Genomic DNA, 26,003 nt, shown 5'->3' with positions numbered 1-26,003 from the left:
CGGCCGGTCGGTGCACCGGTCAGGCCCGCGGGAACACGACGCCGTCGAACAGCATCCGGGCGGTGCGCACGACCGTCGAGCGCAGTACCCGGGGCGGGTCCCCCGGTGCGATCTCGACGTCGACCTCCAGCGACCCGGACGGGTGCTCGACGGCGAGCGGCCCGCCGGTGCCGCGGTCGAGCAGGTCGTGCGCGACGCTGCCGTCGAGCAGCCCGGCGGTGACCACGCTGACCGCGCCCAGCACCCCGATCGCGGGGTGCGGGCGGACCGGGATGAACGTGCGGGTGCCGATCGCCCCGCCGGTGCGCGGCGGCGCCACCAGCGTCGTCTTCGGGACCGGCGCGTCGCGCACGTCGCCGAGGCCCATCAGCGCCCCGGCCCGGATCCGCAGCGCGTCCACCCGGGCGGTGAGACCGGCGTCGGCGGCCAGTTCGGCGGGGGGCTCGTGGCCGGTCAGGCCGAGATCCGCCGCCCGCACGACGACGACCGGCATCCCGTTGTCCACACAGGTCACGTCCAGGCCGTCGACGCGGTCGGCGACCCGCCCGGTCGGGAGCAGCGCGCCGGTCGTGGACCCCTCGGTGCCGAGCATGTCCAGCAGCACCGGGGCGGCCGTGCCGGGGACGCCGGCGATCGCCGTCGTCCCGGTGAAGTCGACCCGGCCGCCGGGGGTGGCGAACCGGGACACGGCCGTCGCCCCGCTGTTCACCATCCGGATGCGTACGGCGGTCCGCTCGGGCCCGGCCGCGACCAGGCCGCGCCCGACGGCGAACTGCCCGACGGCGGCGAGCAGGTTCCCGCAGTTCTGCCGGTCGGACACGGTCGCGGCGTCCACGCCGACCTGCAGGAACAGGTAGTCGACGTCGTGCTCCGGGTCGTCCGACGGTGCGACGACCGCCACCTTGCTGGTGACCGGGACCGCGCCGCCCACGCCGTCGATCTGGGCGGGGTCCGGGCTGCCCATCAGACGCAGCAGCAGGTCGTCGCGCTCGGCCGGATCCGCCGGCAGGTCCGCGGCGAGCAGGAACAGGCCCTTGGACGTGCCGCCCCGCAGGAGGGCGGCGGGGACCCCGCCGGACGTCACGGGGTTCCCGCGTCGGCGGCCGGGACGTAGCGGACGCCGAGCCCCGACAGCACGTCGCGCAGGCCGTAGCGGTCCAGGCTCAGCTCGCCGCCGGCGAACGCCCGGCGGGCCTGCTCCTCGCGCTCGGTGCGGGCCCGGGCGGCCGACACGGCCTCGGGGACCCGGCGCCGGTCGACGACGGCGACGCCGTCGTCGTCGGCCAGCACCGCGTCGCCCGGGCGGACGATCTCGCCGCCGATCACGACCGGCACGTTCACCGCGCCCGCGCTGGCCTTGACCGAGCCCTGCGCGCTGACCGCGCCGGACCACACGCCGAAGCCCATCGCCCGCAGCTCGGCGAGGTCGCGCACGCCGCTCGTGGTCACCAGCCCGCGCACGCCGCGCCGGGCGAGTGCGGTGGCGAACAGCTCACCGAACAGCCCGTCGCCGCACGGCGAGCTGGTGGTGACGACGAGCAGGTCGCCGGGCGCGCACTGCTCCACCGCCGCGTGGATCATGAGGTTGTCGCCGGGGCGGCACAGGACGGTCACCGCGGTGCCACCGGTCCGGAGCCCGTCCTGGCGGGCCCGCAGGTCCGCGCCCAGGTAGCCGACCCGGCCCAGGGCCTCGTGCACGGTCGCGACGCCGAACCCGGCCAGGGTGGCGACGTCGCCGGCGTCGGCCCGCGGCGGGCCGGTGACGATCACCCCGGTGCGGGGCAGCGGGTCCGGGGTCGTCATGGGGTTCCCTCCTGCCGGGCGGGGCCCGGGGTCGCGGTGGATCCGGTCGTGGCGGCCCGTCCGCGGGCGGCGGCGGGCCGGGTGCGCCGGCCGAACACGGCGAGGACGAGCGCGCCCACCGTCCAGGTCCCGGCGATGAAGAAGAAGACGCTCTGGTAGCCGGAGCCGGTGTACAGCGCGGCGATGACCAGCGGGCCGACCGCGTTGGACAGCCGGCCGATCCCGTAGGCGAGGCCGGTGCCCAGCGAACGCCCGCGGATGTCGAACAGCTCGGGGGAGTAGGCGTAGGCCAGTGCGGTGTAGCCGCGTTCGAGCATGTTGACCAGGAAGCCGAAGGCCACGATGAACAGCGGGTCGAACGTCAGGCCGTAGAGCAGGCCGCAGGCGGCGATCGCCAGGCCGAACACGACGAGCAGCCACTTGCGCTCGAACCGGTCGGTGACCAGTGCGGCGAGCAGCGAGCCCAGCGGGGCGCCGACCGTCGTCAGCGCGACGTAGAAGATCGACTTCTCGACGCTGAACCCTTCGGCGGCGAGCAGCGTCGGCGCCCAGCTGGAGTAGCCGAAGAAGCCGATCGTCTGGGTCACCCAGAGCACCGTCAGCACCGCGGTCGGTACCAGGTAGCGGCGCTGCAGCAGCAGCCGCAGCGGGGCCCTGGTCGCCGGGGCCGTGGTGTCCGGACGCGCCTGCGCCGGCTCGGCGAGCGGGCCGTGCTCGGCGGCCACCTCGTGCTCGATCCGGCTCAGCACGGCCTCGGCCTCGTCGTAGCGGCCGCGGCTCTCGTACCAGCGCGGGGACTCGACGATCCGGCGGGCGAAGAACAGGAACGCGATGCCGAGCGCGCCCCAGACGTAGACCAGTCGCCAGGTCCAGTCCGCGAGCGGGACCACGGCGCTGGCGATCAGGTTGGTGACCGGCGTCCCGCAGATGCCGATGACGATCGCGTACGCCTGGTACCGGCCCCGGACCGCCGCCGGGTAGATCTCGTTGACGTAGATGACCGCGACGACGGTCATCGCCGCCAGCCCGGCCGAGGTCAGCACCCGGAACACGCCCATCGAGACGATGTCCCAGGCGAACGCGGAGGTCATCGAGAACACCGAGAACCAGACGGTGGTCCCGATCAGGGTGCTCCGGCGGCCCCACCGGTCGGCGAGCCGTCCGGCGACCACCGAACCGACGAACATGCCGACGAACGACAGCGACGTCACGTAGGCGATCTGGTCGACCGTCACGCCCCACAGCCGCACCAGCTGGGGCGCGGTCGTCGCGAAGCTGTTGATGTCGGCGAACTCGAAGAAGTAGGCGAACGCCACCGCGACCAGCGTGACCTTGTGGAAGCGGCCGATCGGCAACCGGTCCAGCCGGTTCGTGGCGTTGGGGTGCGGGGTGGTCATGCGCTCTCCTGGGGCCAGTACAGGGCCGTGGGGTTGTCCACGAGCAGCCGCTGCAGCGCCGCGGACCCGCCGCCGGTCAGGTGCGCGACGTGGTCGACCAGCAGCCCGTCGTCGGGCATGTGGTCGGTGAGGTTGGGATGCGGCCAGTCGGTGCCCCACAGGGCGCGGTCACCGAGCTCGGCGACGACCCGGCGGGCGAACGGGACGACGTCGGTGTAGGCGGCCCGCTCGCCGTCGCGCGCCGGGGGGCCGGTGCGGGTCAGCCGCTCCGGGCAGCTCACCTTGACCCAGCACCGGTTCCGGTCGGCGAAGCGCAGGAACCGGGCGAACCCGGGACCGTCCGGATCGGCGGTCACGTCCGGGCGGCCCATGTGGTCGACGACCAGCGGGACCGGGAGCGTGCCGAGGAAACCCTCGAGATCGGGCAGGTCGGCGGCCTCGAAGTAGACGACGGCGTGCCACCCGAGCGGCGCGATCCGGGCCGCGATCCGGGTGAGGTCGTCGAGCGGGGGGAGGGCGGCCAGCCGCCGGACGAAGGTGAACCGCACCCCGCGGACGCCCGCGTCGTGCAGGTCGGCCAGCTCGGCGTCGGACACGTCCGGACGGAGGGTGGCGATCCCGCGGGCCCGGTCGCCCGCCGCGCGGACGGCGTCCACCATCGCGCTGTTGTCGGCGCCGTGGCAGGTCGCCTGGACGATCACCCGGCGGTCGATCCCGAGCCGGGCGTGCAGGGCGTCGAGATCCTCCCGGCCGGCGTCGCACGGCGTGTACGTGCGCTGCGGGGCGAAGGGGAACCGCGCGGCCGGGCCGAACACGTGACAGTGCGCGTCGACCGTGCCGGGGGGCAGGGCGAGCGTCGGTACCGACGGGTCGGGATGGGGTGCGAGCCAGCCGGGCGTGACGACGGGTGCCGCCGCAGCCGGCGGTGTGCTGTCGCTGGGCAACTCCGCCTCCTCTCGCGAACTCCGGCGCCCCGGGGGCGTCCGGCGCGCAGGACGCTACGTCCGGCCAGTTTCGAGCACAAGATGTCCGACGTAATTGTTAACAATTTTGGTGACGAGTACGGTGCTCGCGCGCGGTGGGCGCCGGCCCACGCGCGTGCCGGGTCACGTCGCCGCCGCCCGTACGTGCGGGGGACACGTGCCGCCCGCCCCCGCGCGCCGAGGTGCACGTCAGAGGGCCCTGCGGCGGGGATCGGCCCGCTCGTGCGCATCTCGGCACGCGTCCCGCCCCGGCGGGCCGGGCTCTGGTGCGGTTACCCGGAGCAACGTATGGTGCGCGTCACAGTCGACGGCGACTCCGCAGCGCGGGAGGGTTCGATGGCGCGTCCCGATCTCACGACACCGGGCACGACCCCCGATCCGAAGGAGACCCGCCGGGTCGCCGCGGCCACCCTGATCGGCACGTCGATCGAGTGGTTCGACTTCTTCGTCTACGGCGCCGCGGCCGCGCTGGTGTTCGGCAAGCTGTTCTTCCCGACGGCCGACCCGCTGACCGGGACCCTGCTGGCCCTGTCGACGTTCGGCGTCGGTTTCGTGGCCCGCCCGTTCGGCGGCGTGATCTTCGCGCACTACGGCGACCGGATCGGGCGCAAGTCGATGCTGGTGCTGTCGGTGCTGCTGATGGGCGGCGGGACGTTTGTCGTCGGGCTGCTGCCGACCTACGAGACGATCGGGGTCGCCGCACCGGTCCTGCTGGTGCTGCTGCGGATCGTGCAGGGCATCGGCCTCGGCGGCGAGTGGGGCGCGGCCGCGGTGATGGCGGTCGAGTTCGCCCCGCCGCACCGGCGCGGGTTCTTCGGCAGCTTCCCGCAGATGGGCGTCCCGGCCGGGATGCTGACGGCCAACCTGTCGCTGCTGGTCATGTCGTCGGTGATGTCCGAGGACGCGTTCCTGGCCTGGGGCTGGCGGGTGCCGTTCCTGGCGTCGATCGTCCTGGTCGTACTCGGCATCGTGATCCGGCTGAAGGTCCACGAGTCGCCGGTGTTCACCGCGGCGAAGGCCGCCGGGCGGATCGAGCGGACGCCGGTGCTCGCGGTGTTCCGCCGCCAGCCGGTGAACGTCCTGCGGGCCGCCGGGCTGCGGTTCGCCGAGAACAGCACCTTCTACATCCACACCACGTTCGTGCTGACCTACGGCACCGTCGCGCTCGGGATGGCCCGCGGTGACCTGCTGCTCGCCGTGATCGTGTCCTCGGCGGTCGGGCTCGTCAGCATCCCGTTCTACGGCTGGGCCTGCGACCGCTGGGGACGACGGCGGGTCGTCCTGTGGGGATCGTTCGTGCTGCTCGCGATGAGCTGGCCGTACTTCTGGGCGCTCGACACCCGGTCGCTGCCGCTGATCGTGCTGGCCACGGTCGTCGCGGTGAACGTCGGCAACTCCGCGGTCTACGCGCCGCAGCCGGCCTACTTCTCCGAGCTGTTCGAGCCCGAGGTCCGCTACAGCGGCGCGTCGATCGGGGCGCAGGGCGCCAGCGTGCTCGCCGGCGGTCTGGCCCCGGTGATCGCGACGGCGCTGCTGGACGCCACCGGGGGGTACGACGCGATCGCGCTCTACATGTCCGCGATGGTGCTGATCACGATCGTCGCGGCAGCGCTGTCGCCGGACCGGTACCGGGAGTCGCTCGCTCGACGTCAGGCGGAGTCGGCGCGGGAACCGGTCTGAGCGCGACTCTGCGCGTTCGGCCGTGGTGCCGGCCCGTACCGAGCGATGATGACGTGTGCTCCTCGCGTACCTCGACGAGTCCTACACCGACACGCACTACTTCATCGGTGCTCTCGTCGTCGGCGAGGCAGCTGCTCGCCCGCTCACCGCGGATCTCGATGCCGTGCTCGCCAGAGCCGCGGCGAACTATCCGGGAATCGACGTCTCGCTCGAGTTGCACGCCCACGAGCTGGTCGGCGCCAAGGGCGGATGGAAACCGATGGCGCGGATGCTGCGCGCTCGGATCGGGATCTACGAGCAGGTGCTGACAGCGATAGCCCGGCACGATGCCCGGTTCATCGTGCAGGGTATTGATCGTGCCAAGCACTCCCGGCTCTACTCCGCGCCGCAGAACCCGCATTCCCTGGCCCTGACCTGGACCATGGAACGGGTCAACGAGTACGCCCGTCAGATCGAACGGGGCACGGCGACACCGACGTTCGCCCTGCTCCTCGCGGACGAGGTCGACCAGCGCGACGAGCACCGCCGCAACCTGTGGACCGCGCAACGGACCGGCACCTGGGGTTATCGGGCCCAGGTCCTCGATCGCATCGTCGACACCATCTATTTCACCCCGTCGCACAGTTCGCGACTGCTGCAGGCGGCCGATCTCGCCACCTTCGTCCACCGGCGGCGCACGACCCACGAGGAGACCGACCCGCGCGCGGAGGCGTCGTGGGCACGGCTCTACGCACTGCTGCAGCCACAGATCGTCCGGCAACGGATCTGGCCGCGCTGATGGTGGGAGAAGCACCGGCCGATCACGCCGTTCGACCGGCACGGATGCACGAAGGCCCCGTCACGACGGACGGGGCCCAAGGCGGACAGGATTCCCGGTATCCCGGTCTTCCCGTACCGATCAGCGTACGGCGTCATCGCCTGGGTGTCACGGTTCGCTCGCGCGTCACCTGAGGCAGGACGTCAGGCTGCTCCGGTCGCGGAATCGGTCCGGTCCTCGGTCGCGCGCCGCCGCCACGGGATCAGGTGCAGCACCGCGACGACGGCGGCCCCGACCACGATCCCGAGGATCGCCGAGCCGATCGTGTTGGTCAGCCAGCCGAGGAACCCGCCCAGCGCGCCGGTCGCGTCGTGCACCAGCACCTCGACGTGGTGCACGATCTCGTACAGCACGACGAAGCCCAGCTCGTCCGTCCCGACCAGCAGGATGTGCCCGCCGACCCACAGCATCGCCGCGATGCCGACGACCGAGAGCACCGACAGCACGACCGGCATGGCCCGCACCATCCCGCGGCCGAACGCCGCCACCGCGCCCGTCCCGCGGCGGGCCAGTGCGAGCCCCGCGTCGTCCATCTTCACGATCAGCGCGACCACGCCGTAGACCAGGATCGTGATCGCGACGGCGACCACCGCGAGGATGATCGCGCGGGCCACGAACGCCTCCGCCGCGACCTCGTTCAGGGCGATGACCATGATCTCGGCGGAGAGGATGAAGTCGGTGCGGACGGCGCCGGACACGACCTTCTTCTCGTGGGCGGCGGGATCGGCGGCGGCCTGCTCGTCCTTCTCCTCCGGGGCGTGACCGTGCCCGCTCAGCGCCTCCCAGATCTTCTCCGCGCCCTCGTAGCAGAGGTAGAGGCCGCCGAGCATGAGGATCGGGGTGAGCAGCCACGGCGCGAACTGGCTCAGCAGCAGCGCGACCGGGAGGATGATCAGCAGCTTGTTGCGCAGCGATCCGACGGCGATCCGCCGGATGATCGACAGCTCCCGCTCCGGCTTGAGGCCCTGCACGTAGCGCGGGGTGACCGCGGCGTCGTCCACGACGACGCCGGCCGCCTTCGCCCCGGCCCGCCCGGCCGCGCCCGCGACGTCGTCGAGCGAGGCGGCGGTGATCCGCACCAGCGCCGCGACGTCGTCGAGCAGGGCGAACAGTCCGCTCATCGGGTCACCGGGCCGGATCGTGTCCGAGCAGGGCATCCATCCGGTGTGTGCACGCGGCAGAGCCTACGGGCTCCCCGTTGCACAGAGACACGACTTCGCACAATTGCCCGGTTCCGCCCCACACCGGCGCGGACCGCGCAGGCCGTGCCGCGACCTCGCAGCGCCCGCCGGCCCTGCGAGGTCGCCGGTGGCTCTGCGAGGTCGCCGGTGGCGTCGGTCAGTGGGGGGTGAGGAGCACGACGTGCAGGGTGCGCGGGCCGTGTACGCCCTCCACCCGGTCGAGCTCGATGTCGCTGGTCGCGCTGGGGCCGCTGATCCAGGTGTGCGGGCGGGCCGGGTCGAGCAGGGCGACCGCGTCCGGGACGCCGGGCACGACCTGGTCGGAGCGCACCACGCACACGTGCAGGTCCGGCACCAGGGTGGCGGCCCTGCGGCCCTGCCCGGGACCGTGGTCCAGCACGATGGTGCCGGTCTCGGCGATGCCGACGGCCGCCGTCGACAGCACGCCGTCGCAGCGGTCCAGCTCGGCGACGGTCACCTCGGGCCCGTCGGTGACGACGTCGACGTCGCCGGGGACCAGCCCGTCCGGGAAGCCCGGCGGGACGAGGATCCGCAGCCGTCCGTCGCCGGCGAGCGGGGTGCGCGCGGCCAGGGCACCGGCGACCAGCGCCGCGGCCCCGCCGGTGTCCGCCCGCTCGACGACGGCCCGGTAGTCGGCCACGCGCTCGGCGAACAGGTCCACGACCGCGGCGCCCTCGGGTGCCGGACCCGGCGCCGGCCGGACCACGGGGACGTCGGTGACCGGGTCACCCGCCGGGACGTCGGCCAGCGCCCGCCGGGCCCGCTGCAGGATGGCCTCGCGCGCGCTCATCGTCCGCCCTCCGCACCCGGCGCGGGGTCCGCCGGGCCGTCGCTCCGGCCGCCGTCGGTGTTGTCGCTCCGACTCCGGCCGCCGTCGGTGCGTTCCCACCAGCTCCGGAACGACTCGGCCGCCGGTACCGGGACGTCCCGCGAGTCCGCCCACGGGCTCGCCGGGCCGGGCAGTGCACCGAGCACCGCGCGGCCACCCGGTGCGGTCCGGCCGAGCCGCCCGGCCAGCCGACCGCCGAGCCCCGCCACCTTCTCCGCGGCGCCGGTGCGGGCGGCGGAGGACAGCGTCCAGGATGCCGCCTTCATCGCCATGTCCTGCACCGACGGCACCCGGCTCGCCCGCTGGTGCGCGCGCACGACCTCGCCGCGCAGGTGCACCAGAACCTCCGGGATGTCGATGCGCACCGGGCACACCTCGAAGCACGCCCCGCACAGGCTGGAGGCGTAGGGCAGCGAGTCGGTCTGGGCGTCGGTGCCGACGCCGCGCAGCTGCGGGGTGAGGATCGCGCCGATCGGGCCGGGGTAGACCGAGCCGTAGGCGTGCCCGCCGGTGCGCTCGTAGACCGGGCACACGTTGAGGCACGCCGAGCAGCGGATGCAGCGCAGCGCCTGGCGGCCGGTCGGGTCGGCCAGCACGTCGGTCCGGCCGTTGTCCAGCAGCACCACGTGCACCTCCTGCGGGCCGTCGCCGGGCGTCACCCCGGTCCAGGTCGAGGTGTAGGGGTTCATCCGCTCGCCGGTGGAGCTGCGCGGCAGCAGCTGCAGCATCACGTCGAGGTCCTGGAAGGTCGGCAGCACCTTCTCGATCCCGACCACCGACACCAGCACCTCGGGCAGGGTCAGGCACATCCGGCCGTTGCCCTCGGACTCGACGACGGTCAGCGTCCCGGTCTCGGCGACCGCGAAGTTCGCACCGGACACCGCGACCTTCGCCCGCAGGAACTTCTCCCGCAGGTGCGTCCGGGCCGCGGCGGCCAGTCGCGCGGGCTCGTCGGTCAGGTCGTCGGGCGCCGCGCGGCCGGCCCGGCCCATCTCGCGCAGGAAGATCTCCCGGATCTCCGCACGGTTGCGGTGGATCGCCGGGACCAGGATGTGGCTGGGCAGGTCGTCGCCGAGCTGGACGATCAGCTCGGCGAGGTCGGTCTCCCAGGCGTGGATGCCCGCGGCCGCCAGCGCCTCGTTGAGCTCGATCTCCTGGGTGGCCATCGACTTGACCTTGACGACCTCGTCGGTGCCGTGCCGCTGCGCGACGTCGACGACGATCCGGTTGGCCTCCGCCGCGTCCCGGGCCCAGTGCACGGTCGCGCCGGCCGCCACCAGCGAGCGTTCCAGCTGCTCCAGGTAGTCCGGGAGGTGGCGCAGCACCCGGTCCTTGATGGCCTCGCCGGCCAGGCGCAGCTGCTCCCAGTCGTCGACCTCGGAGACGACGCCGGCCCGCTTGGCCCGGATGGTGCCGGTGGCGTGCGCGAGGTTGCGGCGCAGCTGGGAGTCCTCCAGCGCGGTCCGGGCCGCGGTCGGGAACGCCGGGGTGCCGAGGAACGTGCCGCTCATCGGGCCGCCCCCAGGGTCCGGGCGGTGCCGCTGCCGGGGCCGGCCCCGTCGGCCGAGCGCTCGGCGCGGCTCTCGATCACCGGTTCGGTCGAGGCGAGGACCTCGGCCAGGTGCATCACCCGCATCCCGGAGCGCTGCCGCGACAGCAGCCCGCCGACGTGCATCAGGCACGAGTTGTCCCCGGCGACCAGGACCTCGGCACCGGTCGAGCGGACGTGCCGGGCCTTGTCGTTGCCCATCGCGATCGACGTCTCGGAGTTCTTCACCGCGAACGTCCCGCCGAACCCGCAGCACTCGGCCGCGCCCGGCAGGTCGAGCAGGGTGAGCCCGCGGACCGCGCGCAGCAGCCGGGTCGGCCGGTCGCCCACGCCGAGCATCCGCAACGAGTGGCAGGTCGGGTGGTAGGTGACCCGGTGCGGGAAGTAGGCACCGACGTCGGTGACACCGAGGACGTCGACCAGGTACTCGGTCAGCTCGTACACCGGCGGGGCGCCGGCGACCGCGCGGCCGAGCCCGGGGTCGCCGGAGCGCTCCGCGACCAGGCCGTGCTGGTGGCGCACCGAGCCCGCGCACGACCCGGACGGGACGACGATCGCGTCGCACCCGGCGAACGCGTCGAGATGGTTGCGGACCAGGGGTACCGCGTCGTCGAGGTAGCCGGTGTTGACCATCGGCTGGCCGCAGCAGGTCTGCGCGGCCGGGAACTCGACGTCGACCCCCAGCCGGCGCAGCAGGGTGACGACGGCCCGGCCGGTGTCCGGGAACAGGACGTCGTTGAGACAGGTGACCATGAGGCCGACCCGGGACATGGGGCCTCCGTGAGGGCGGTGGTGGACGCTGTGGTCAGACCAAGCTAGCTTCATGGTCGGACCACAGGCAAGACCCGGCTCCGGGCCGGGGGGAGGAGACCGGGCGTGTCAGTCGAGCACCTGCGCACCCGCGGGCGGCCGGGCACCTACGAGATGGTGCTGACCCACATCGAGGGGCGGCTGACCTCGGGCGAGCTGCGCCCCGGCGACCGGCTGCCCCCGGAACGGGAGCTGGCGGCGCAGCTCGGGGCCAGCCGGCAGGCGGTCCGTGAGGCGCTGCGCGTGCTGCAGGCCCAGGGCGTCATCCGTTCGCAGGTCGGCACCGGGGACGGGGCCGGGACGATCGTCGTCCCCGCTCCGGCGCGTGCGCTCGGCCGGGTGCTGCAGCTGCACCTGGCCGTCGACTCGTTCCCGGTCGACGACGTCACCGAGGCCCGGGTGATGCTGGAACGGTTCTCCGCCGGGCTCGCCGCCGGCCGGCGCAGCGCCACCGACCTGCTGGGGATGGCGGCCGAGCTGGACGCGATGGACGCCGACCTGGCCCCGCAGGCGTTCAGCGACGCCGACATCGCCTTCCACGTCCGCATCGCGGGGGCGGCCGGGAACCGGCTGGTCAACGAGCTGACCGTGGCGATCCGGGAGTCGGTGCGCGGACTGCTCCTCGGCGCGATGCACGACGACGAGTGGCCGGAGCTGCGCGAGCAGCTCCGCGGCGAGCACCGGGCGATCCACGCGGCACTGCGCGACGGTGACGGGCCGGGCGCCGCGGACCTGATGGAGGCGCACATCCGCCGGTTCCACGGTGGGCTCGCTCCCGGGTCCGCAAGCTGATGTGCCGAGAATCACCCCCGTCCTGCCCTTGAGCGTGACGCGACGTCACACCGTCTCCTGGACCCCGGAAGCAGCACCGGACCGAGCAGGGGAGACGCGAGATGGCACGCCCGGATCTGATCGACGGCGGCAGACCGCCGCGGCGTCCGACGACGGGCGGGGCCCTGCGCCACAGCCCGTCGATCTGGCTGGCGTCCTACGGGTTGTCGCTGCTCGGCAAGGGCGTCGCCAGCGTCGTCATGCCACTGCTCGTCCTCGACCGGACCGGCGACGTGCTCGCCGCCGGTCTGCTCGCGACCGTCGGCGCCGCGGTCTCCGCGGCCACCGGACTGGTGTCCGGCCTGCTCGTCGACCGGGTCGACCGCCGGGCGGTGTCGATCACCTCGGACGTGCTCGCGGCGATCTCGGTGGCGGCGCTGCCCGTCATCGACGCGGTGTGGGGCCTGAACATGACCTGGTTCCTCGTGCTCGGCGTGCTCGGGGCGATGATCCGGGTGCCCGGCATGACCGCGCAGGAGACGCTGCTCCCGGTGCTCGTGCGGCTCGGCCCGGACCGGCCGGGGCGGCTCGACCGGCTGATCGCGATCCGGGAGACCGTGGGCAACGTGCTGCTGCTCGCCGGTCCCGGGTTCGGCGGCCTGCTCATCGGGCTGCTCGGGCTGACCCCGGCCCTGCTGTTCGCGACGGCGGCGACGACCCTGCTCGGCGCGCTGCTCACGCTGGTGCTGGACCCGCGGGCCGGGGCCGTCGAGCGGACCCCGGTCCCGGCGGGACAGGACACCGTCGGCGGGGCGGTCCGCCGGGCGGTGACCGACCTGGTCGACTCGTGGCGCTTCCTCACCCGGCACGCGCTCGTCCTCGGGGCCACGCTGGTCTCGGCGATGCTCGTCGCCGTGCTCGCGTCGCTGCAGAGCACGCTGATGCCCGCCTACTTCACCGCGGAGAACCTGCCCGCCCTCACCGGCCTGACGCTGAGCGCGATCGCCGCGGGCAGCATCGGCGGATCGGCGCTCTACGCCGCGACCGCGGGCCGGGTCCGGCGCCGGGTCTGGTTCGTGATCGGGATGCTCGGCACGCTCACCGGGTTCGCCGCGGTCGGCAGCATGGCGTCGCCGTGGCTGGTGCTCGGCGGTGCCGCCCTGGTCGGGCTGACGAACGCGCCGGTCTCGGCCGTGCTCGGCGTCCTGACCGTCGAGGCCACGCCGGACGCCATGCGCGGCCGGGTGCTGGGCGCGCAGAACACGGTGATGCAGGCCGCGCCGGCCATCACCACCGCACCGCTCGCCGCCATCGCGTCCGGGGCGGGGCTGCCCGCCGCCGGGCTCGTGCTCGCCGTGCTCGCCGGGATCACCGCACTCGTCGCGCTGGCCGTGCCCGCCTTCCGGGTGCTCGACGACCCGGCGGCCGTCCGCGCGATGGCGGCCGGGACGCAGGTCACCGTCGGTGCCGACGGCCCCGACCCGAACTTCGTGGACGCCGCCCCGGCGAGTGGGCCGAACAGGTGAACCCGGCGCGGGCGCTGGAGTGTGCCGCGACGGCACGCGATGTCCTGGACCCACACCGACGAGCAGGAGGGACCGTGGACCGCACCGACCGACCCGCAGCCGGTGGGGACGGCGCACGACTGCGGCCGGTCCGTCGCCGGGACGCGCTGCACCGGTCGCTGTACTCGCTCACCCGCGCCGACCCCGACGGCACCCGGCGGACCTACACGGTCCAGGTCGACCTCGGCCGCGAGGACGGGCACGCCGAGCTGTACGTCGACGGCCGGCGGGCGGCGACCGCCGAGATGCCGGCGTCGTTCCCCGTCCCCGGCGGCCGGATCGAGGTCGCGATCTCGCTCTACGGCGTCACCCGGATGCACCTGGTCGGCCCGGACGGGACGCAGACCCGGCTCACCGCCGAGCGCGGCACGCTGGAGGACCTGCGCCACGAGCTGCACCGGCGCCGCCCCGGGCTCAGCCGGGTGATCGCCGGGCTGGCCGCCGTGATCCTGGCCGTCAACCTGGTGCTGGCGGTGCCGCAGGCGCTGGAGATCCTCACGACCCGGGTGGACCGGATCGGCGAGCTCGTCGGCACGTTCACCTCGCCGGTGCTGCTGCCCGCGTGGCTGAACACCACGATGCTCCTGGCCGGCGTGCTGGCCGCGGTGGAGCGGGCGCTCATGCTGCGCCGGAACCGGGTCCTGGACGCCGAGACGCTCTGGACGAGCCTGTAGACCGCGGGTCCGGTCACAGCCGGGTGCTGGGCACCAGCGACAGCGCCTTCACCGCGGCCCCGATGACCGGCCCGACGAGCAGCGCGAACAGCACGGTCCCGATCCCGACGGTGCCGCCGAGCAGGAAGCCGACGATCAGCACGGTGATCTCCAGGAACCAGCGCACCTGGGTGATCGACCGCCCGGTCGTGCGGTGCAGGCCGGTCATCAGGCCGTCGCGCGGGCCGGGGCCGAGCGCGGCGCCGAGGTAGAGCCCGCCGCCGAGCCCGACGAGCCCGATCCCCAGCACCACGATCAGCACGTTGACCACGACGGAGTCCGACGGCGGCACGATCGCGAGCGTCAGGTCCATGAGCACGCCGAGCAGCAGCGCGTTGCACACCGTGCCGAGCCCCGGGCGCTGACGGAGCGGGAACCACAGCAGCAGGACGAGCAGCCCGATGATGTTCGTGACGATGCCGACGGTCAGTCCCGTCGCACCGGCCAGTCCCTCGGCGAGCACCGTCCAGGGCGAGTTCCCCAGACCGGAGACGACGAGCAGTCCCTCGCCCGCCCCGAAGACGCCGAGCCCGACGAGCAGCATCACCGCCTGGCGCAGGCTCGGCTTCCAGCGGCTGAGCTCGACGGCGTCGCCGCCGCCGGGCACCGGGTGCGCCCCCATCACCGACCACCGCCGTGGACGAGTGCCCGGTACTCCTCCTGCAGGCGCCGGGTCACCGGCCCGGGGGCGAGCTCGACGTCGTCGACGGCCCGGACCGGCTGCACCTCGTAGGCGGTGCCGGTCAGGAAGACCTCGTCGGCGCCCGCGATCTCCGACGGCAGGATCCGGCGCTCGACGACCTCGATCCCGCACCGCCCGGCGATCCCGATGACGGTGGCCCGGGTGATACCGGACAGGAACGAGTCGGCGATCGGGGTGTGCAGCGCCCCGTCGGCGACCAGGAAGATGTTCGCGCCGGTGGCCTCGGCGACCCGGCCCTGCCGGTCGAGCAGCAGCGCGTCGTCGAAGCCCTGCCCGGCGACCTCGTGCCGGGCGAGCGTGCCGATCGCGTAGTTCGACGCCGACTTCGCCTCCGTCGGGGCCGTGTCCGGGTCCGGGCGCCGCCACCGGGAGGTGCCGATCCGGATGCCGGCGGTCCGCGCGTCCTCGCCGAACACCGACGGCCACGCCCACAGGGCGACCGCGGTGTGCGACCCGGCGTCGAACCCGGGCACCTCGATCGAGCCCGATCCACGCCAGGAGATCGGGCGGACGTAGCCGTCGGCCACCCCGGACGCGGCGATCAGCTCCCGGGTGGCGGCGCACAGCTCCGCGACACCGAACGGGACGTCGATCCGCAGGACAGCGGCCGAGCGGTGCAGCCGCCGGTAGTGCTCCTCCAGGGCGAACGGCGCCCCGCCGTACACCCGGATCCCCTCGAAGACCGAACTGGCGTAGTGCAGGCCGTGGCTGAGCACGTGGACGGTGGCGTCCCGCCACCCGACCATCGCGCCGTCGAACCAGATGTGGCCGTCGCGCTCGGCGAAATTCATCCTTCTACTTCCTGTGCAGGCGCAGCGGGGGTCTCGTCACAGTTCCCCGTCGGCGAAGACCAGCTGGTCGTCCTCCGCGGCGGAACGGTGGAGCAGCAGATTCTCCTGGTCCGGGGAGAACGCGAACCGGTCGCGATCCTCGCCCTCCCGCAGATAGCGGCGGACGTAGGAGATCGCCTCGGAACGGTACAGATCGGGGGTCGAGACCCGTTCTTCCAGGTCCTCGATCTCCCGGACGTACTCGCGCAGCGCCGAGATGGCGGCGGCCCGGTCGAATCGCAGCCCTCCGGGCGTCACGCCGATACCGCCGCGTTCCCGGAACCACGAGTAGAGGAACACGCCCGTCCCGGCGTCGAAGTTCCGGGTGGCGACGCGCGAGCGCGGATAGCGGACCAGGCGTTCGAGCAGGATCATGTCGATCTGCTCGTCGCGGAACGGGACCCGGTCGTCGTCGACGGCGGCGAGGACCGTCTTCGCGTCGACCTTCGTCTCCTCGAGCAGGCCCACGAACCAGTTCGTCTTGAGCGCCACGTTCTCGTCGAGCGGCCAGCGGCCCTGATGGTGGTGGTAGTCGTGCAGGTATCCCCACACGGAACGGGCGTCGTAACAGACGTCCGGGCGCAGGCCGGTCGACGCGGCCGGTGCGGTCCGGTCGACCATGATCCGGCCGGCCGGCGGGATCGCCAGTTCCTCGTGGATCCGGCGGAACTTGTTGAAGAAGAACAGGGCGTAGGACTGGGACTCGACCGGACGCGACGACGGCACGTTCTCCGGGAAGAAGACGAGGCAGTTCCCCGACCGGAAACCGGCACTGCCGGTGAGCAGGACGACCGACTGGCAGTTGTTCTTCGGGTGCGGGTAGAACTCCGCCAGTACGTCGATCTCGCGCGGTTCGCGCCGGCGCACCAGGAAGCACTCCATGCGCCGGCCGACCGGCGGCGCACTGTTCGTGGTCAGCGCGCAGCCGACGAAGAACGCGAGCTCGTCGCGGCCCGGGGGAGCGAACGAGTCGCGGGTGGCGCCGAAGTCCGGTGCGGTGTGCAGCCCGGCGGCGATCCAGGCGTCGGTGTCGGAGCGCAGTGCGGCGAGCTGGCGCTCGGCGCCCAGTGCCAGCAGCGCGTCCGCGGAGCGGCGGACGATCGCGCGGAGCAGGGCGATGTCGTCCGGACCGGCGCCGGGGACCGACCCGTCCCGGTCCTGCCCGGCCCGGAACCCGTCGGCGAGCGCGGAGACCTCGCGGGCGGCACCGTGCAGTTCCGCCGTCGCCGCCCGCATCAGGCGGCCTCGACGCGGTGCACGGTGAAGACCATGGGGACCGCACCGAAGTCACGGTGGATCCGCAGACCGTGGCGCTCGGCCGCGACGATCGTGGTGATGCACGCGTCGGTGATCCCCTCGGCGCAGTCGAGCGCCGCCCGGGTGTTGCTCAGGACGATCCTGCGCTCGATCCCGGCGGGTACGAGACCGGCGGGCGCGGGATGGGTGGAGGCGCTGCGCGGATCCGCCGTCCGCCCGGCGAAGACCATGTTGTGGGTGGGCAGCAGGAAACTGTCCACCATGGTCAGCCGCTGCAGGTTCGAGAACGTCAGTGAGCCTTTCCCAGTAGTGGGGAGCGGCTGGCGGCGACACGCCGGGGGCGTGGAGGTGCTCAACGAGGGTGCGGGACCCCGGTAGAAGAGGTCGGTCCGCTCAAAGATCGACTCACCACCGAGGTCCCGCGTGCCCGATCCTGTCACCTACACCGCCGTGCTCCCGATCGGGGAGCCCACCGCGTCCATGTTGTCGCGGCTGTTGGCCGAGGAACGCCTCCGGCGCGGGACTCGCAGCGGGCGTCGGGCGCTGGACTGTGACCGCCACGCGGTGCTGGTGCTGCGCTGGTTCCTCGACGCCACCCGGGTCGCCCAGCTCGCCGCCGACAACCAGCTGAGCCTGTCGAGTACCTACCGCTACCTGCACGAAGGCATCGACGTTCTGGCCGCCGCCGCGCCTGGGCTGCCCGGCGCGCTGCTCGCGGCCCGCACCGCCGGGCACACCCACGTTCACCTCGACGGCACCGTGATCCACACTGACCGCTCCCGCACTCCCGGACCGACCCCGGGAGTGGATCTGTGGTGGTCGGGCAAGCACCACGTCCACGGCGGGAACGTTCAGGTCCTCACCGCGCCTGACGGGTGGCCGTTGTGGACATCCCCGGTGCGCCCGGGCCGCGAGCACGACACCACCTGCGCCCGCGGCCACCCCGGCCTGCTCGACGCGATCGAGGACTGGACCGACGACACCCACGTCGTGCTCGCCGACCTCGGCTACGACGGTGAGAACACCCGCCTGACCTGCCCGTTCAAGACCCCCACCGGCGGTGGGCTGTCGGAGGACAAACGCACCGTCAACACGCTGCACTCCGCCGTCAGGGCTGTGGCCGAACGCGGGAACTCCCTGCTCAAGACCACCTTCAAGGCGCTGCGTCGGGTCAGCTTCTGCCCCTGGCGGATCGGCGCGATCACCGCCGCCGCGCTCGTTCTCCTCCACGTCGAGCACGACCGAACCACATGATCAACCAGCACCTACTGGGAAAGGCTCAGTGTGTGCAGGTCGGGATAGACGGCGCAGGCGACGAGTGCGTGCCCGCCCGTTCTGGGGACGCGTTCGAGGGCGATCTCCAATGATTCGTGCAAGGTGATCTCCCCGGACGTGTCGCGCCGCCGGAACCACTCGTGCGCGGCGGTCTCCAGATTCGTTCCGGACGGACCCAGGGTGTGGAGATGACGGATGTCGTCGAGGTCGGTGTTCCTCGTCCCTGCAGTCGTGGTGGGCGACCCGGGTGCAGACATGTCGATACCTCTCGCTGATGACACACGGATACGGAAGCGCCCAGGTCGCGCCGGGAACAATCGGATCACCGGTCCCGGATGGACGCTCGGTCCTCATTGGGGTCGAGGTCTCGGAATCATCACGTCTGCCGATGCGGGAAGTCAAGGAGACCGTCCGGCATCGTGGAACGGCCCGGCTGAACCGGATGTATCGGACGCCGTCAGCGATGTGACGCGCGGAACGAAACAACAAGAATGCGCATTCGTGTGCTTTGCGATTTACTCCCGCTTTCGGCGTGTCGGGAGGTGCGGCTCACGCCGGTTGACCCGTATCGACCACGACCGGGCGGTAGCACCACGCAGGGTCACACCCGGCTGGGCCGACCGGATGGTTCGGCCCGGTGACGGCTCAGCGCGCCGCCGTGGCGACCCGCGCGACGGCGCCGTAGATGCCGGTGCGGTCGGTGCCGGGCTCGGCCCGCGGCCAGTCCACGACGTCGACCAGCCCGGGGCCGACGAGCCGGTCGGCCCCGCCCAGCGCGGCCACGATCTCGGCGCGGGTGCGCAGCGTCGCCGAGGTGCTGGTGTTCGCGTACGTCGCCGCGGCCTCCCGTACCTGGCGGGCGAGCGCCGGGTCGTCGACGTCGTCGCTGCTGTGGCTGAGCACCACGACGCTGCCCGGGGCCAGCACCGCCCGGTAGGCGTCGAGCAGCTCGGCCAGGTCGCCCGGCACGAAGTGCAGCACCGCGACCGCGATCACGGCCACCGGCCGGTCGAGGTCGAGCAGCCCGGTCACCGTCGGGGCGCCGAGCACCGCGGCCGGAGTGCGCAGGTCGGCCCGGGTGATGCTGACCGTGTCGAGATCGGCCACCACGGTCCGGCTGGCCTGCACCGCGACCGGCTCGTTGTCGACGTAGGCGACGCGGGCGGCCGGGTCCGACCGGTGGGCGATCTCGTGCACGTTGCCCGCCGTCGGGATGCCGGAGCCCAGGTCGAGGAACTGGTGCACGCCGTCGTCCAGGCACCACCGCACCGCCCGGCCGAGGAAACGCCGGTTCGACTGCGCCACGTCGCGCAGGTGCGGGTAGTGCGCGAGCGCGTTCTCCGCCGCGTCCCGGTCGACGGCGAAGTTCAGCGACCCGCCCAGCAGGTAGTCGTACATGCGCGCGGCGTTGGCGCGGTCGAGATCCGGTTCGAGGCCCGGTTCGGGACGGTCGCTCATCTGGGGCTCCTCCGTGCCGTGCTCGGGTCGAGCCGGTCGGCCCCGCCGGAGCCGTCGCTCGTGGTGGTCGGGTTCACGCTAGTGGGTGGCGGATCGGCGGCACGGACCGCCGCGCGCAGGGTCGCGGGGCGGTGCCCCCGCTCGCGCACGAACGCGGCCGACAGGGCGAACGGGCTGCCGTAACCGACCCGCCGGGCGATCGTCGCGAGCGGGAGATCGGTGCCCCGCAGCAGGTCGGCGGCCAGGGACAGGCGCAGGTCGGTCAGCCAGGCCAGCGGGGTGCGGCCGACCTGCTCGGCGAACCGCCGGGCGAACGCCGCCCGGGACAGCCCGGCCGTCCGGGCCAGGGAGGCGACGGTCCAGCCGCGGGCGGGGTCGTCGTCCATCGCCCGCAGGGCGGCACCGAGTGCCGGGTCGTGCCGGGCCCGGGCGGCCCGCGGGGCGAGCGGGCCGGCGAACCATCCCCGCAGCACGGTGGCGAGCAGCAGGTCCAGTGCCCGGTCGAGGACGACCGCCTGGCCGGTCGCGTCCCGTTCGATCTCGGCGTCGAGCAGTGCGACCAGCGGGGCGAGCACGGCGCCGCCGTCGAGGTCGCCGGGGCGCAGGACGGTCACCTCGGGCAGCGAGCGCACCAGCCGGGCGCCGATCTCGTCGCCGACCGGGTAGGTCCCGACGAGCATCCGGGACTCCGCGTCGTCGTGGTGTCCCCAGGTCCGCAGGCCGAGCGCGGTCGGCGGCCGCCGGGTGCCGTGCGGGACCCGGCACCGCTGGTCGGCGCCGATCACCGCCTGCACGGCGACGTCGGCCGCGGAGCAGAAGGTGTAGGGCAGCGGACCGCGCAGCACGACGACGTCGCCCGCCTCGGCCCGCAGCGCGCCGCCGGCGGCCCCGTGCCGGACGAGTGTCGCGCCCCCGGTGATCACGACGAGCGTGAGCGGGGCCTCGTCCTCGATCCGCACCGCGTACGGCGGGTCGAGGACGCACCGCAACAGGAACGCGCCGCGGGCCCGCGGCCCGTCGAGCAGTCCGGCGATCTCGTCCACAGCGACAGGTGTAGACGACGGCGCATGGACCGGGCAACTCCGAACATGGGACGTCCAACCCGGATGCGGTGGACTCGTCGCCATGGACACCACACACTCCTCCGCAACGATCCTCGTCACCGGCGCCTCCGGGAAGACCGGGCGCCGCGTCGTCGACCGGCTGACCGCCGCCGGGACGCGGGTCCGGGCCGTCGGCCGCCGGACCCGGCCGCCGTTCTCCTGGGACGACCCGGCCACCTGGGACGACGTCCTCGCCCCCGGCGACGACGGCCGTCCGCTCGCCGCCGCCTACCTCTGCTTCGCCCCGGACGCCGGCTTCCCCGGCGCGGACGCCGTGCTCGGCGCGTTCGCCGCCGCCGCGGCCCGGGCCGGGGTCGGCCGGCTGGTCCTGCTCACCGGGCGCGGCGAGGAGGGCGCCCTGCGTTCGGAACGGGCGGTGCAGGCCGCCGGACTGCCGACGGTGGTGGTGCGGTCCGCGTTCTTCGCCCAGGGGTTCACCGAGGACCTGCTCGCGGCGTCGGTCGGCGCCGGTGAGCTGCGGCTGCTGGCCGGTGCGGTGGCCGAGCCGTTCGTCGACCTGGACGACCTCGCCGACGTCGCCGTCGCGGGGCTGCGCGGGGAGATCCCCGACGGCGTCCACGAGCTGACCGGGCCGGCGGCACTGACGATGGCCGAGGTCGCCGCGGTGCTCTCGCGGGCCGCCGGGCACCCGGTGACCTACCGCGCGGTGAGCGGCCCGGAGTTCCGGGCGGACCTGCTGGCGGCCGGCCTGCCCGAGCCCGCGGCCGACGGCCTCACCGGGCTGTTCGCCGAGCTGTTCGACGGCCGCAACGTCGCGACGACCGACGGGGTGCGGGCCGCGCTCGGCCGGGACCCGGTGTCGTTCGCCGCGGCGATGGAGCGGGCCCACGGGACGGCCCGGTCCGATCAGCGCTCGGCGCGGGTGTCGTAGAGCCGCCGGGCCCACAGGTAGCTCGCGCCGGTGATGAGCACGCACCAGCCGACGGTGAGTGCGGCGTCGGTCCCCAGGTCGGTACCGGCCCCGGGGCCGACGCCGAGCAGCCCGCGCAGGGCGTCGATCATCGGGGTGAACGGCTGGTACTCGGCGAACCACCGGATGCCGGCCGGCATGGACCCGGTGGGGACGAAGCCGCTGCCGAGGAACGGCAGCAGCACTAGGAACATCGGGGTGTTGCTGGCCGTCTCGACCGAGCTCGCGGCCAGGCCGAGCGCCACGGTGAACCAGGTCAGCGCGATCGTCATCAGCAGCAACAGCGCGGCGACGCCGAGCCAGGCCGTCGGCCCGGCGTCGCTGCGGAACCCGAGGCCGACCGCCACAGCGAGCACCAGCACGACCGCGAACGCGGTCTGCACGAGCGCCCCGGTGACGTGTCCGGCGAGCATGCTGACCCGGGCGACGGCCATGGTCCGGAACCGGGCGACGATTCCCTCGGTCATGTCGGTGGCGACCCCGATCGCGGTGGCCAGCGCGACGCTGGCGATCGTCATCAGCAGGACGGCCGGGGTGATGTAGGTGAGGTACTCGGCGCGCCCGCCGCCGGCCCCGGCCAGCCCGGCGCCCATGGTCCCGCCGAAGACGGTGACGAACAGCAGGAGCAGCACGATCGGCTGGCCGACGAGCAGCAGCGTCAGCGACGGGTGGCGGCGCATCTGCCGCAGCCGTCGCCGCAGCATCGTGAGCGAGTCCGCCAGCGGGCGGGGGCGGCCGAGGACCGGGGCGGCGGATGCCGGGTGGGCGCTCACGGGGCGGTCACCTTCCTGGTGGGTCCCTCGGCCGCCGCCGGGCGGCCGGTGAGGGCGAGGAACACGTCGTCGAGGTCGGGGGTGTGGGTGGTCAGCTCCGCCGGGTGGACCCCGGCGGCGTCGAGCCGGTCGAGCAGGCCCCGCAGCGCGGGGACGCCGTGCCCGGGGACCTGCAGGCTCAGGGCCTCCGGATCGGCCGTCGCGTCCGGCACCGCCGCCGTGGCGACGGCGAGGGCGCCGGGGTCGTCGAACCGCACCCGCAGGTGACCGCCCGGGACCAGCGTCTTGAGGTGGGCGGGGCTGCCCCGGGCCACCAGCCGGCCGCCGTCGAGGACGGCGACGTCGTCGGCGAGCTGGTCGGCCTCCTCCAGGTACTGGGTGGTCAGGAAGACCGTGACCCCCTCGTCGACGAGGTCGCGCACGATCTGCCAGAGGTCGCGGCGGCTGCGGGGGTCGAGGCCGGTCGTCGGCTCGTCGAGGAAGAGCACCCGCGGCGCGCCGACCAGCGTCATCGCGAGGTCCAGCCGCCGGCGCATGCCGCCGGAGTAGGTGCCCGCGGACCGTCCGGCGGCCTCGGTGAGGTCGAACCGTTCGAGCAGCCCGCGGGTCCGCGCCCGGCCCTCGGCCCGGGGCAGGTGGTGCAGGTCGGCCATGAGCCGCAGGTTCTCCGCGCCGGTGAGCAGCCCGTCCACGGCGGAGAACTGCCCGGTCACGCCGATCACGGCGCGGACGGCGTCAGGATCGGTGACCGGGTCGTGACCGTCGATCCGGATGCGGCCGGAGTCGGCGCGGACGAGGGTCGAGAGGATCCGGACCATGGTGGTCTTGCCGGCCCCGTTCGGGCCGAGCAGGGCGAACACCGTGCCGGGCGCGACGTCGGCGTCGACGTCGCGCAGGACCGGCTGGTCGCCGTAGGACTTCTGCAGGCCGGTGATGCTGATCGCGGGGGTTCGGGACATGCGGGTACTCCGATCGTCCGACGGGGTCGTGCGGGCAGGACGGGGCGACCGCGCGCGACCGTGCGGGCGCGGTGGTGGTCGTGCGGGTCCCCGGGCGGGGCGGCGGCTCAGGCCCGCCGGATCACGATGTCGCCCTCCCGGGACCGGGCGTGGACGGTCACCGTCTCGGTGAATCCGGTCGCGTCGTCCCGGGCGGTCAGCGCGTTGACGACCCGCCCGCCGGTGTCGAGGTCGAGCCAGGCGGCACTGGCTCCGGCGACGCCGACGTCGAGCCGGCCGTGCGTGCTGGACAGCGTCACCTCGCCCCGGGCGACCCGGCCGAGCCGGACGCTGCCGTAGGCGGTGCGCACCCGGACGTCGCCGTCGACCGCGTCGACGTCGATGTCGCCGTGGGTCCCGGTCAGCTCGGCCGTCCCGGCGAGGTGGTCGGCGCGGATGGCGCCGTGCTTGCTGCGGAGCACGGCCGCGCCGCCGACGTGCGCGACCCGCACACCGCCGTGGTCGGCGGCCAGGGTGGCGTCCCCGGTGACGCTCCCGGTCACCCGAGCCCGGCCGTAGCCGACCGCGAGATCGGCCGTCGCCGCGTCGGCGACCAGGACGTCGCCGTAGTCCGTGCGGACCTCGCAGGACGCGAGCCCGCCCTCGGCGGTCACCCCGCCGTAGGTCGTCCGCGCGGACAGCGACGAGCCGGACGGGAGGGCGATCTCGATCTCCAGGGACCGGCCGGGGGTCCGCGGGGTGAGCTTCTGCAGCAGGCCGGGCCGGGGGCCGGTGACCCGCAGGTCGCGGCCGACCAGCTCGATACGCACCGCGTCGGCCTGCGCCTGGTCGGCGGGGGTGGCGCGGACGACGACCTCGGTGTCGGTGCGGTCGCCCGCGGTGACCCGGAGCTCGCCGATCGGCAGCTCGACGGTCGCGGTGACGGGTTCGGGGGTGTCGAAGACGGGCATGGGTGATCGCCTCCCCGGCACCGCTGCGGATGCCGTGAGTGAGTGGTGCGCGGGTGGGTGGGGTGGGCTAGGGTGTGTCTCCCAATGCGCGGAGCCAGGTGACGATTGCCTTCAGGACGGCGCCGCCGCGGAAGGTCAGGGCGAGCTTGTCGTAACGGGTGGCCAGCCCGCGCCACTGCTTGACGTGGCAGAACCCGCGCTCGACGACGTTGCGGTTTCGGTAGTCGACCGGATCGAATGCGGGCGGTCGGCCGCCGCGTGAGCCCCGTCGTTTGCGGTGTCCCTGCTGGTCAGAGGGCTCCGGAATGACAGCGATGATCCGGCGCTCGCGCAGGTGCCGGCGGATCGCGCGTGAGGAGTAGGCCTTGTCCGCGCGCACGCGTTCAGGCCGGGTCCGGGGTCGTCCCGGGCCCGGTCGGGCGATGCTCAGGTGCGCCATCAGGTGCGGAAACATTGGCGAGTCGCCGCCCTGGCCGGGGCCGAGGAGGACCACCAGCGGGCGGCCGTGCCCGTCAACGAGCTGGTGGATCTTCGTCGACAGCCCTCCGCGGGACCGTCCCAGCGCGTGATCTGCTGGTTCGGCGAGCAGATTCGTGTAGTTCGATCCGGCCCCCTGTGTCGCGCTTGAGGGTCGCGGCGTGCTGGTGGGCACGGATGATCGTGGAGTCCACGCTGACCGCCCACCCGAGCACCTCGGCGGCGTCGGCCTCGATCAGAAGAGCAGCCAGGATGTGGTCCCAGGTGCCGTCGCCGCTGTAGCGGCGGTGCCGCTTCCACAACGTCTGCCACGGCCCGAACTCGGCTGGGACGTCGCGCCAGGGAAGCCCGCACCGATACCGGTAGATGATCCCCTCGATCACCCGGCGGTCATCGCGGAACGGGCGCCCGCGACGACCCTCGGAGGAGGGCAACAGCGGCGCCAGACGGGCCCACTGGGCATCAGTCAGGACAGCGGTACGCGGCACCGATCAAGCATCGCGCACCCCGGTCCGCCTATCTGGGAGACACGCCCTAGGCGAACCAGCCGGTCCGGCGGCGGCCGTCCGGCGGGTGGACGGGCGCGGGCGGCTGGTCCAGCGCGGCCGTCGCCACGCGGGTCAGCCAGGTGTTGACGCTGAGGCCGTCGCGACCGGCGGCGTCCTCGATCCGGGTCTTCAGGCTCTCCGGCGGCCGGAAGTTGATCCAGGCCGCGGGACCGTCGTCGGTCCCGGTGACCGGCGGTGGCGCGGCCGGGGCCGTCGCAGGTGCGGACGGCGCACCGGCCGGCGGTCCGGCCGGGGGCGGCGTGACGACGAACGCGGGATCGGCCCCGTTGAGCCGCACGTGCACCGATCCGGGTGCGAGATCGAGGGTGATCTCGTCGGCCGCGGTGGCCAGAGCCTCCAGCAGCACCAGGCGCACGGTGGCCTCCAGTGGTGCCACCAGCCGCTCGGCCACGTCCAGGACCTCGTCGTCGGCCACATCACTGACGGCGGCGAACTGCGATCGCAGCCGGTCCACGTATCCGTCCAACTCCATGACGCCATTATGGCGCACAATGGCGCCATGGACAAGCCGTTGTGCGCCATGTGGCGCCATCGGGCGCCACGGGGTGTCGTTCGTCGGGGTGCGCGGGTGTCGTTCGTCGGATCCGCCGGTCGTCGCG

25 protein-coding genes and 2 pseudogenes are annotated in these 26,003 nt (G+C 73.8%); 7 read left to right on the top strand and 20 right to left on the bottom strand.

The genetic code is table 11. The annotated features are described in order from the left end of the window. Positions 1–19 precede the first annotated feature (19 nt). From AFB00_RS07640 to AFB00_RS07625, 4 genes are read right to left on the bottom strand one after another with little or no spacing between them, the layout of a single operon-like run. Complete coding sequence (locus tag AFB00_RS07640) at positions 20–1,084, bottom strand: 4-oxalomesaconate tautomerase (RefSeq protein WP_068796651.1); 1,065 nt, start codon at positions 1,082–1,084, stop codon at positions 20–22. Beyond that, positions 1,081–1,803, bottom strand: a complete 723-nt coding sequence (locus AFB00_RS07635; protein WP_068796650.1) for a 4-carboxy-4-hydroxy-2-oxoadipate aldolase/oxaloacetate decarboxylase — start codon at positions 1,801–1,803, stop codon at positions 1,081–1,083. Before AFB00_RS07635 ends, AFB00_RS07640 begins: the two co-directional genes overlap by 4 nt. Further along, positions 1,800–3,200 carry an MFS transporter gene (locus AFB00_RS07630; RefSeq protein WP_068796649.1) on the bottom strand — a complete coding sequence of 467 codons (1,401 nt, stop codon included), beginning with the start codon at positions 3,198–3,200 and terminating at the stop codon, positions 1,800–1,802. Before AFB00_RS07630 ends, AFB00_RS07635 begins: the two co-directional genes overlap by 4 nt. Then, a complete protein-coding gene (locus AFB00_RS07625) occupies positions 3,197–4,144 on the bottom strand; it encodes an amidohydrolase family protein (protein WP_068796648.1) in 948 nt (315 codons plus the stop codon). Before AFB00_RS07625 ends, AFB00_RS07630 begins: the two co-directional genes overlap by 4 nt. Before the next feature lie 375 nt (positions 4,145–4,519). On the opposite strand from AFB00_RS07625, the gene AFB00_RS07620 reads away from it, so the two are divergent. Together AFB00_RS07620 and AFB00_RS07615 are read left to right on the top strand one after the other, a co-directional pair. Next, positions 4,520–5,863: an MFS transporter gene (locus AFB00_RS07620; RefSeq protein WP_068800095.1), complete on the top strand. Its 1,344-nt coding sequence runs from the start codon at positions 4,520–4,522 to the stop codon at positions 5,861–5,863. 55 nt (positions 5,864–5,918) lie between these two features. After that, complete coding sequence (locus AFB00_RS07615; RefSeq protein WP_068796647.1) at positions 5,919–6,641, top strand: DUF3800 domain-containing protein; 723 nt, start codon at positions 5,919–5,921, stop codon at positions 6,639–6,641. A 182-nt stretch (positions 6,642–6,823) separates the two neighbouring features. On the opposite strand, the gene AFB00_RS07610 is transcribed toward AFB00_RS07615, so the two are convergent. The 4 genes from AFB00_RS07610 to AFB00_RS07595 form a co-directional block, all read right to left on the bottom strand. Next, positions 6,824–7,801: a DUF808 domain-containing protein gene (locus AFB00_RS07610; RefSeq protein WP_068796646.1), complete on the bottom strand. Its 978-nt coding sequence runs from the start codon at positions 7,799–7,801 to the stop codon at positions 6,824–6,826. A gap of 217 nt (positions 7,802–8,018) precedes the next feature. Further along, positions 8,019–8,672: a LutC/YkgG family protein gene (locus AFB00_RS07605; RefSeq protein ID WP_068796645.1), complete on the bottom strand. Its 654-nt coding sequence runs from the start codon at positions 8,670–8,672 to the stop codon at positions 8,019–8,021. Continuing rightward, on the bottom strand, positions 8,669–10,222 hold the full coding sequence (locus AFB00_RS07600; RefSeq protein ID WP_083275344.1) for a lactate utilization protein B: 1,554 nt from the start codon (positions 10,220–10,222) through the stop codon (positions 8,669–8,671). Before AFB00_RS07600 ends, AFB00_RS07605 begins: the two co-directional genes overlap by 4 nt. After that, the gene (locus tag AFB00_RS07595) at positions 10,219–11,031 is read right to left on the bottom strand and encodes a (Fe-S)-binding protein (RefSeq protein ID WP_068796644.1); all 813 of its coding nucleotides are present in this window, start codon (positions 11,029–11,031) and stop codon (positions 10,219–10,221) included. The genes AFB00_RS07600 and AFB00_RS07595 overlap by 4 nt, the downstream gene beginning before the upstream one ends. 105 nt (positions 11,032–11,136) lie before the next feature. Between AFB00_RS07595 and AFB00_RS07590 the strand changes: the two genes are divergently transcribed. From AFB00_RS07590 to AFB00_RS07580, 3 genes are all read left to right on the top strand, one after another. After that, the gene (locus AFB00_RS07590; RefSeq protein WP_231974267.1) at positions 11,137–11,862 is read left to right on the top strand and encodes a FadR/GntR family transcriptional regulator; all 726 of its coding nucleotides are present in this window, start codon (positions 11,137–11,139) and stop codon (positions 11,860–11,862) included. 101 nt (positions 11,863–11,963) lie between these two features. After that, complete coding sequence (locus AFB00_RS07585) at positions 11,964–13,367, top strand: MFS transporter (protein WP_083275343.1); 1,404 nt, start codon at positions 11,964–11,966, stop codon at positions 13,365–13,367. A gap of 74 nt (positions 13,368–13,441) precedes the next feature. Continuing rightward, positions 13,442–14,080: a hypothetical protein gene (locus tag AFB00_RS07580; protein WP_068796643.1), complete on the top strand. Its 639-nt coding sequence runs from the start codon at positions 13,442–13,444 to the stop codon at positions 14,078–14,080. Positions 14,081–14,093: 13 nt separating this feature from the next. On the opposite strand, the gene yczE is transcribed toward AFB00_RS07580, so the two are convergent. Genes yczE through AFB00_RS07560 form a run of 4 tightly spaced genes read right to left on the bottom strand, consistent with a single transcriptional unit; the run spans position 14,094 to position 17,265 of the window. Next, positions 14,094–14,741: a membrane protein YczE gene (gene yczE, locus AFB00_RS07575; RefSeq protein ID WP_068796642.1), complete on the bottom strand. Its 648-nt coding sequence runs from the start codon at positions 14,739–14,741 to the stop codon at positions 14,094–14,096. Next, entirely contained in the window at positions 14,741–15,613 is an 873-nt protein-coding gene (locus AFB00_RS07570; RefSeq protein WP_068796641.1) for a branched-chain amino acid transaminase, read from the bottom strand. The genes yczE and AFB00_RS07570 overlap by 1 nt, the downstream gene beginning before the upstream one ends. Positions 15,614–15,649: 36 nt before the next feature. After that, positions 15,650–16,888, bottom strand: a complete 1,239-nt coding sequence (locus AFB00_RS07565) for a DUF6421 family protein (RefSeq protein WP_068796640.1) — start codon at positions 16,886–16,888, stop codon at positions 15,650–15,652. Further along, the gene (locus AFB00_RS07560) at positions 16,888–17,265 is read right to left on the bottom strand and encodes a hypothetical protein (RefSeq protein ID WP_156819430.1); all 378 of its coding nucleotides are present in this window, start codon (positions 17,263–17,265) and stop codon (positions 16,888–16,890) included. Before AFB00_RS07560 ends, AFB00_RS07565 begins: the two co-directional genes overlap by 1 nt. A gap of 124 nt (positions 17,266–17,389) precedes the next feature. On the opposite strand from AFB00_RS07560, the gene AFB00_RS07555 reads away from it, so the two are divergent. After that, positions 17,390–18,163 (top strand): HARBI1 family protein, encoded by a 774-nt coding sequence (locus AFB00_RS07555; RefSeq protein ID WP_068800093.1) that lies wholly within the window; start codon positions 17,390–17,392, stop codon positions 18,161–18,163. 11 nt (positions 18,164–18,174) lie between these two features. Here the strand turns inward: AFB00_RS07555 and AFB00_RS07550 are convergent, their stop codons facing one another. From AFB00_RS07550 to AFB00_RS07540, 3 genes and pseudogenes are all read right to left on the bottom strand, one after another. Then, positions 18,175–18,441 (bottom strand): hypothetical protein, encoded by a 267-nt coding sequence (locus AFB00_RS07550; RefSeq protein ID WP_068796638.1) that lies wholly within the window; start codon positions 18,439–18,441, stop codon positions 18,175–18,177. A 388-nt stretch (positions 18,442–18,829) separates the two neighbouring features. Continuing rightward, positions 18,830–19,642 carry an SAM-dependent methyltransferase gene (locus tag AFB00_RS07545; RefSeq protein WP_068796637.1) on the bottom strand — a complete coding sequence of 271 codons (813 nt, stop codon included), beginning with the start codon at positions 19,640–19,642 and terminating at the stop codon, positions 18,830–18,832. Positions 19,643–19,746: 104 nt separating this feature from the next. Beyond that, a pseudogene (locus AFB00_RS07540) lies at positions 19,747–20,685 on the bottom strand (cupin domain-containing protein); the annotation flags it as partial. An 82-nt stretch (positions 20,686–20,767) separates the two neighbouring features. Here AFB00_RS07540 and AFB00_RS07535 point away from each other — a divergent pair. Then, on the top strand, positions 20,768–21,637 hold the full coding sequence (locus AFB00_RS07535) for a hypothetical protein (protein ID WP_068796635.1): 870 nt from the start codon (positions 20,768–20,770) through the stop codon (positions 21,635–21,637). Here the strand turns inward: AFB00_RS07535 and AFB00_RS07530 are convergent. The 5 genes and pseudogenes from AFB00_RS07530 to AFB00_RS07505 all read right to left on the bottom strand — a co-directional run bounded on the left by AFB00_RS07530 (position 21,613) and on the right by AFB00_RS07505 (position 25,876). Continuing rightward, positions 21,613–22,380: an ABC transporter permease gene (locus AFB00_RS07530; RefSeq protein ID WP_068800092.1), complete on the bottom strand. Its 768-nt coding sequence runs from the start codon at positions 22,378–22,380 to the stop codon at positions 21,613–21,615. The two genes, AFB00_RS07535 and AFB00_RS07530, sit on opposite strands and share 25 nt — an antisense overlap. A 65-nt stretch (positions 22,381–22,445) precedes the next feature. Beyond that, positions 22,446–23,408 carry an ATP-binding cassette domain-containing protein gene (locus AFB00_RS07525; RefSeq protein ID WP_068796634.1) on the bottom strand — a complete coding sequence of 321 codons (963 nt, stop codon included), beginning with the start codon at positions 23,406–23,408 and terminating at the stop codon, positions 22,446–22,448. A 107-nt stretch (positions 23,409–23,515) separates the two neighbouring features. Then, the gene (locus AFB00_RS07520) at positions 23,516–24,358 is read right to left on the bottom strand and encodes a DUF4097 family beta strand repeat-containing protein (RefSeq protein WP_068796633.1); all 843 of its coding nucleotides are present in this window, start codon (positions 24,356–24,358) and stop codon (positions 23,516–23,518) included. A 67-nt stretch (positions 24,359–24,425) separates the two neighbouring features. Beyond that, a pseudogene (locus tag AFB00_RS31535) lies at positions 24,426–25,323 on the bottom strand (IS5 family transposase). A 46-nt stretch (positions 25,324–25,369) separates the two neighbouring features. Then, complete coding sequence (locus AFB00_RS07505; protein ID WP_068796632.1) at positions 25,370–25,876, bottom strand: hypothetical protein; 507 nt, start codon at positions 25,874–25,876, stop codon at positions 25,370–25,372. Positions 25,877–26,003: the final 127 nt, after the last annotated feature.

Origin of the sequence: Pseudonocardia sp. HH130630-07 (assembly GCF_001698125.1) — a bacterium.
GTDB lineage: Bacteria > Actinomycetota > Actinomycetes > Mycobacteriales > Pseudonocardiaceae > Pseudonocardia.
The sequence above is the reverse complement of the archived record's forward strand: the minus strand, read 5'-3'. Positions and strand labels throughout refer to the sequence as shown.

What these genes read in the sequence shown, in the direction of transcription:
- AFB00_RS07635 (WP_068796650.1), bottom strand. Translation starts at nt 1,803, where the DNA reads ATGACGACCCCGGACCCGCTGCCCCGCACCGGGGTGATCGTCACCGGC.
- AFB00_RS07520 (WP_068796633.1), bottom strand. Translation starts at nt 24,358, where the DNA reads ATGCCCGTCTTCGACACCCCCGAACCCGTCACCGCGACCGTCGAGCTG.
- AFB00_RS07630 (WP_068796649.1), bottom strand. Translation starts at nt 3,200, where the DNA reads ATGACCACCCCGCACCCCAACGCCACGAACCGGCTGGACCGGTTGCCG.
- yczE (WP_068796642.1), bottom strand. Translation starts at nt 14,741, where the DNA reads ATGGGGGCGCACCCGGTGCCCGGCGGCGGCGACGCCGTCGAGCTCAGC.
- AFB00_RS07530 (WP_068800092.1), bottom strand. Translation starts at nt 22,380, where the DNA reads ATGCTGCGGCGACGGCTGCGGCAGATGCGCCGCCACCCGTCGCTGACG.
- AFB00_RS07525 (WP_068796634.1), bottom strand. Translation starts at nt 23,408, where the DNA reads ATGTCCCGAACCCCCGCGATCAGCATCACCGGCCTGCAGAAGTCCTAC.
- AFB00_RS07505 (WP_068796632.1), bottom strand. Translation starts at nt 25,876, where the DNA reads ATGGAGTTGGACGGATACGTGGACCGGCTGCGATCGCAGTTCGCCGCC.
- AFB00_RS07620 (WP_068800095.1), top strand. Translation starts at nt 4,520, where the DNA reads ATGGCGCGTCCCGATCTCACGACACCGGGCACGACCCCCGATCCGAAG.
- AFB00_RS07555 (WP_068800093.1), top strand. Translation starts at nt 17,390, where the DNA reads ATGTTGTCGCGGCTGTTGGCCGAGGAACGCCTCCGGCGCGGGACTCGC.
- AFB00_RS07605 (WP_068796645.1), bottom strand. Translation starts at nt 8,672, where the DNA reads ATGAGCGCGCGCGAGGCCATCCTGCAGCGGGCCCGGCGGGCGCTGGCC.
- AFB00_RS07585 (WP_083275343.1), top strand. Translation starts at nt 11,964, where the DNA reads ATGGCACGCCCGGATCTGATCGACGGCGGCAGACCGCCGCGGCGTCCG.
- AFB00_RS07595 (WP_068796644.1), bottom strand. Translation starts at nt 11,031, where the DNA reads ATGTCCCGGGTCGGCCTCATGGTCACCTGTCTCAACGACGTCCTGTTC.
- AFB00_RS07535 (WP_068796635.1), top strand. Translation starts at nt 20,768, where the DNA reads ATGGACACCACACACTCCTCCGCAACGATCCTCGTCACCGGCGCCTCC.
- AFB00_RS07570 (WP_068796641.1), bottom strand. Translation starts at nt 15,613, where the DNA reads ATGAATTTCGCCGAGCGCGACGGCCACATCTGGTTCGACGGCGCGATG.
- AFB00_RS07550 (WP_068796638.1), bottom strand. Translation starts at nt 18,441, where the DNA reads ATGTCTGCACCCGGGTCGCCCACCACGACTGCAGGGACGAGGAACACC.
- AFB00_RS07600 (WP_083275344.1), bottom strand. Translation starts at nt 10,222, where the DNA reads ATGAGCGGCACGTTCCTCGGCACCCCGGCGTTCCCGACCGCGGCCCGG.
- AFB00_RS07545 (WP_068796637.1), bottom strand. Translation starts at nt 19,642, where the DNA reads ATGAGCGACCGTCCCGAACCGGGCCTCGAACCGGATCTCGACCGCGCC.
- AFB00_RS07565 (WP_068796640.1), bottom strand. Translation starts at nt 16,888, where the DNA reads ATGCGGGCGGCGACGGCGGAACTGCACGGTGCCGCCCGCGAGGTCTCC.
- AFB00_RS07610 (WP_068796646.1), bottom strand. Translation starts at nt 7,801, where the DNA reads ATGAGCGGACTGTTCGCCCTGCTCGACGACGTCGCGGCGCTGGTGCGG.